Here is a 4,343-nt window from a genome sequence, read left to right on the forward strand (position 1 = left end):
GGCGACTTGAACGGGTCAACGGGATGCTTGTCGACAGCCATTGCCACCTGGATTTTCCTGACTTCGCCGACGATCTCGACGGCATCGTGGCGCGGGCCGCCGCCGCGGGCATCGGACGCATCGTCACGATCTCGACGCGGGTAAGGCGGCTTGGCGCGTTGCTGGCGATATCGGAGCGGTATCCGAACGTCTATTGCTCCGTCGGCACCCATCCGCATCATGCCGACGAGGAAGACGGCATCTCGGCCGACGAGCTGATCGAACTGACGCGACACCCGAAAGTGGTGGCGCTGGGCGAGGCGGGGCTCGACAATTTCTACGACAACGGCTCGCCGGAAGCGCAAGCGCGCGGCTTTCGCGCGCATATTGCCGCGGCGCGTGCGACCGGCCTGCCGCTGGTGATCCACACCCGCGACGCCGACGAAGGCTGTGCGCGTATCCTCGACGAGGAAATGGCCAAGGGGCCTTTCCGCGCGGTGCTGCATTGCTACACCGGCGGCCGCGAGCTCGCCATGCAGGCGATCGCGATGGGGCTTTCGATTTCGTTCACGGGAATTCTCACCTTCAAGAAATCGCACGCCCTGCGCGACCTCGCCGCCGAATTGCCCGCCGACCGCATTATGGTCGAAACAGACGCGCCGTATCTGGCGCCCGGCAAATTCCGCGGCAAGCGCAACGAGCCGTCCTATGTCGGCGAAATCGCAAAGGTGCTGGCGGAGGCCCGCGGCGTTTCGCTGGAGGAAATTTCTCGGCAAACCACGGAGAATTTTTTCCGTCTGTTCAGCAAGGTGCCCGCGCCGAAAGTGTTGGGATGACACTTACCCTCACGATCCTCGGCTGCGGATCCTCGGCCGGCGTTCCCCGTCCGGCGCTTGGCTGGGGCGCCTGCGATCCCAACAACCCCAGGAATCGCCGCCGACGCTGCTCGCTATTGGTCGAGCGCGCTTCCGCGCACGGCATCACCCGGATCGTGATCGACACCGCGCCCGATTTGCGCGAGCAATTGATCGACGCCGACGTCGATCACATCGACGCGGTGTTCCTGACCCATGAGCATGCCGACCAGACCCACGGCATCGACGATCTCCGCTCGGTGGTGCTGCACCAGCGCAAGCGGATTCCGGTCTACCTGAACCAGTCGACCGCGAAGGACATCATGCACAGGTTCTCGTACTGCTTCGTGTCGCCGCCGGGCAGCGACTATCCGCCGATCCTCAACCAGCATTCGATCGAAGCCGGCGAAAGCCGCACCATCGAGGGCAAGGGCGGTCCGCTGAAATTGTCCGCCTTCATCCTGCAGCATGGCAACATTCCGGCGCTGGGTTATCGCATCGCGGACGCCGCCTACACGCCCGATGTCAGCGACATCCCGCCCGAGAGCTGGCCGTACCTGGAAAACCTCGACCTCTGGATCATCGACGGGCTGCGCTACGCGCCCCATCCCAGCCATTTCAGCGTCAACGACGCGCTCGCCTGGATCGACCGCTTCAAGCCGCGTAGCGCCGTCATCACCAACATGCATTCCGACCTCGACTACGAGGTGCTGCGGCAAAGCCTGCCGGCGCATGTGGTGCCGGCGTATGACGGCATGCAGCTGACGCTGGAGCAGCAATCGTAGGGCGGATTGAAGCCGAAGGCGTAATCCGCCATCCCGGCTTGCCGCTCATAACGGCGGATCACGCCCATGCGCCGCGCTTTGCGCGGGGCTGTTGGGCTTCAATCCGCCCTACAGCTTGCCCGCGGCCGGGATCGTGGAATCGTGCGCGATAATCTCCCCTCCCTCCACGCGCCCTTGCGCGTGGCGGGGAGGGGTTGGGGGTGGGGGGTCTATCGGCTTGCTCCTCTGACAGCGAATTTGCTGAGGCACCCCCCACCCCCGACCCCTCCCCGCCGCTTCGCGGGAGGAGGGGAGACGTCCTTCACGGCTGGCACTCGCTGACGCGCTCGCCTTCCAGTTCGGTTTTCACATCGTTAGTCAGCATGCCCCCCATCCAGCCCTTGGTGATGACGGTTGCGGTATAATGCGAGGGGCTGTCGAAATTGAACTCGCCGGCGACGTCCATGTCGATCTGGCCCTTGCATTGCAGGCGCCATTTCAGCTTTTGCCCGGTCACATCATACTCCGTGCGCGCGCAGTCCGAATTCACCGTCGTCATCGCCGGGCCAAAGGTCTTGCCGATATCGGCGGTCTGCTCCGCCGTGAGGCAGCGCGCCTTGACCTGTGGCGGCAGCGGGGCGCCGTTGATCATGGTGTTGGTGGTGACCTTCCACTGTCCCGCCGCGATCAGGTCGTCGGCTGCGGCAGGCGCCGTTAGCAGCACAAGCGCGCAAAACGATAGCATGCAAAATCTGTTCATTGGGGCACGGTACTCACGCCGAAATGGCTTTCGCCGAATCCACCTGGTTGCGCAGGATGAATTTCTGGATTTTGCCGGTCGAGGTTTTGGGGATCGGCCCGAACACCACCGCCTTCGGCGTCTTGAAGCCGGACATCAGGCCGCGGCAATAAGCGATGATCTCGGCCTCGGTGGCGCGCGCGCCGTCCTTCAGTTCCACGAAGGCGCAAGGCACCTCGCCCCATTTGCCGTCGGGCTTTGCCACCACGGCGGCGAACAGCACGGCCGGGTGCTTGTAGAGCACGTCCTCGACCTCGACCGAGGAGATGTTTTCGCCGCCGGAGATGATGATGTCCTTGGAGCGGTCCTTGATGATGACATAGCCGTGCGCGTCGAGCACGCCGAGGTCGCCGGTGTGGAACCAGCCGCCGGCAAAGGACTCGCGCGTGGCCTTCTCGTTCTTCAAATAGCCCTTCATCACGATGTTGCCGCGGAACATCACTTCGCCAATGGTCTCGCCGTCGCGCGGCACTTCGCACATGGTTTCCGGATCGATCACCGTGACGGCTTCCTGCAGCGGGTAGGGCACGCCCTGCCGCCGCTTCAACTGCGCGCGCTGATCGGCAGGCAGTTCGTCCCAGCCCGGCTGCTCGGCGCAGACCGAGGCCGGGCCATAGACCTCGGTCAGGCCATAGACATGCGTCAGCTTGATGCCGATGTTTTCGGCGCCCTCCAGAACTGCGACCGGGGGCGCCGCGCCCGCGATCAATCCGACGACGTGCCTGATGGCGCTGCCCTTCGGCGCATCCGGCGCATTGATCAGGGTATTATAGACGATCGGCGCACCCGCCATGTGGGTGACGCCGTGCTTTTGGATCAGCTCGAAGATTTTCGTCGGATCGACCTTGCGCAGGCAAACATTGACGCCGGCGGCGGCCGCAATGGTCCAGGGGAAACACCAACCGTTGCAATGGAACATCGGCAGGGTCCAGAGATAGGCCGGATGCCGGCCGAGATCGGCCGCAAGGATGTTGCTGACGGCATTGAGATAGGCGCCGCGGTGGTGGGTGACGACGCCCTTGGGATTGCCCGTGGTGCCCGAGGTATAGCTCAGCGCGATCGCGTCCCATTCGTCGGAAGGCCATCGCGCGACGAAATTCTCGTCGCCTTGAGCCAGCGCGTCCTCGTATTCGATCTCGCCGATGCGTTTGCCGCCTGCGAAAGCGGCATCGTCGACGTCGATCACGAAGGGCTTTGGCCCCTTCATCAGGGTCAGGGCTTCCGCAATCACGCCGGAAAATTCGGGATCAACCAGGATGATTTTGGCACCACCATGATCGAGCTGGAACGCGATCGAGGACGCGTCGAGCCGGATGTTGAGCGCGTTGAGCACGGCGCCCGCCATCGGTACCGCGAAATGGACCTCGTTCATCGCCGGGATGTTGGGCAGCATGGCAGCGATCGTGTCGCGGTCGCCGATGCCTTGTTTGGCAAGGTATGACGCAAAACGCCGGCAGCGCGCATAGGTCTGCGACCAGGTGAAGCTGCGACCCTCATAGACGGTGCTGACATGATCGGGATAGACGGCGGCGCTGCGCGCGAGGAAGCTCAGCGGCGTCAGCGGAACATAGTTGGCAGGCGTCTTGTCCAGACCGATGTCGTACTGGCTTTGCTTCCCACTCATCGGCACCCTCCATCCGGCAACGCTTACAGGAATCCGATCGATATCCACGGAAAGATCGCCACCACGATCAGGCCCACCAGCAGCGCCAGCAGATAGCCCCAGATCGGCCGAATGCCCTCAGCCGGGTCGACGCGCCCGATGGCGCAGGCGGCATAATACCCCACTCCGAACGGCGGGGCGAACAATCCAATGCCCATGGCAAGGATGATGATCATCGCATAATGGACCTCGTGGACGCCCACTGCCTTCGCGATCGGAAATAACAGTGGCCCGAACAGCACGATGGCCGGAATACCCTCAAGCACGCTGCCCAATATCGTGAA

5 protein-coding genes are annotated in these 4,343 nt (G+C 63.5%); 2 read left to right on the forward strand and 3 right to left on the reverse strand.

Translation table 11 applies throughout. The annotated features are described in order from the left end of the window. Window positions 1-23 precede the first annotated feature (23 nt). Together VK804_RS13275 and VK804_RS13280 are read left to right on the forward strand one after the other, a co-directional pair. The gene (locus tag VK804_RS13275) at window positions 24-815 is read left to right on the forward strand and encodes a TatD family hydrolase (protein WP_325371281.1); all 792 of its coding nucleotides are present in this window, start codon (window positions 24-26) and stop codon (window positions 813-815) included. Further along, on the forward strand, window positions 812-1,618 hold the full coding sequence (locus VK804_RS13280) for an MBL fold metallo-hydrolase (RefSeq protein ID WP_325371277.1): 807 nt from the start codon (window positions 812-814) through the stop codon (window positions 1,616-1,618). The genes VK804_RS13275 and VK804_RS13280 overlap by 4 nt, the downstream gene beginning before the upstream one ends. Before the next feature lie 301 nt (window positions 1,619-1,919). Here the strand turns inward: VK804_RS13280 and VK804_RS13285 are convergent, their stop codons facing one another. The 3 genes from VK804_RS13285 to VK804_RS13295 all read right to left on the reverse strand — a co-directional run. Continuing rightward, window positions 1,920-2,357 (reverse strand): DUF3617 domain-containing protein, encoded by a 438-nt coding sequence (locus VK804_RS13285; RefSeq protein ID WP_325371278.1) that lies wholly within the window; start codon window positions 2,355-2,357, stop codon window positions 1,920-1,922. Window positions 2,358-2,370: 13 nt separating this feature from the next. Beyond that, window positions 2,371-4,020, reverse strand: coding sequence for an acyl-CoA synthetase (locus tag VK804_RS13290; protein ID WP_325371279.1), 1,650 nt, complete (start codon window positions 4,018-4,020; stop codon window positions 2,371-2,373). Window positions 4,021-4,043: 23 nt separating this feature from the next. Continuing rightward, a partial coding sequence (locus VK804_RS13295) for a TRAP transporter large permease subunit (RefSeq protein WP_325371280.1) occupies window positions 4,044-4,343 on the reverse strand: 300 nt, incomplete at its 5' end.

This window comes from Bradyrhizobium sp., assembly GCF_035484855.1.
Lineage (GTDB): Bacteria > Pseudomonadota > Alphaproteobacteria > Rhizobiales > Xanthobacteraceae > Bradyrhizobium.

Bases quoted from the DNA above. Each gene is read 5' to 3' on its own strand.
- VK804_RS13275 (WP_325371281.1), top strand. From the start codon at position 24: ATGCTTGTCGACAGCCATTGCCACCTGGATTTTCCTGACTTCGCCGAC.
- VK804_RS13280 (WP_325371277.1), top strand. From the start codon at position 812: ATGACACTTACCCTCACGATCCTCGGCTGCGGATCCTCGGCCGGCGTT.
- VK804_RS13285 (WP_325371278.1), bottom strand. From the start codon at position 2,357: ATGAACAGATTTTGCATGCTATCGTTTTGCGCGCTTGTGCTGCTAACG.
- VK804_RS13290 (WP_325371279.1), bottom strand. From the start codon at position 4,020: ATGAGTGGGAAGCAAAGCCAGTACGACATCGGTCTGGACAAGACGCCT.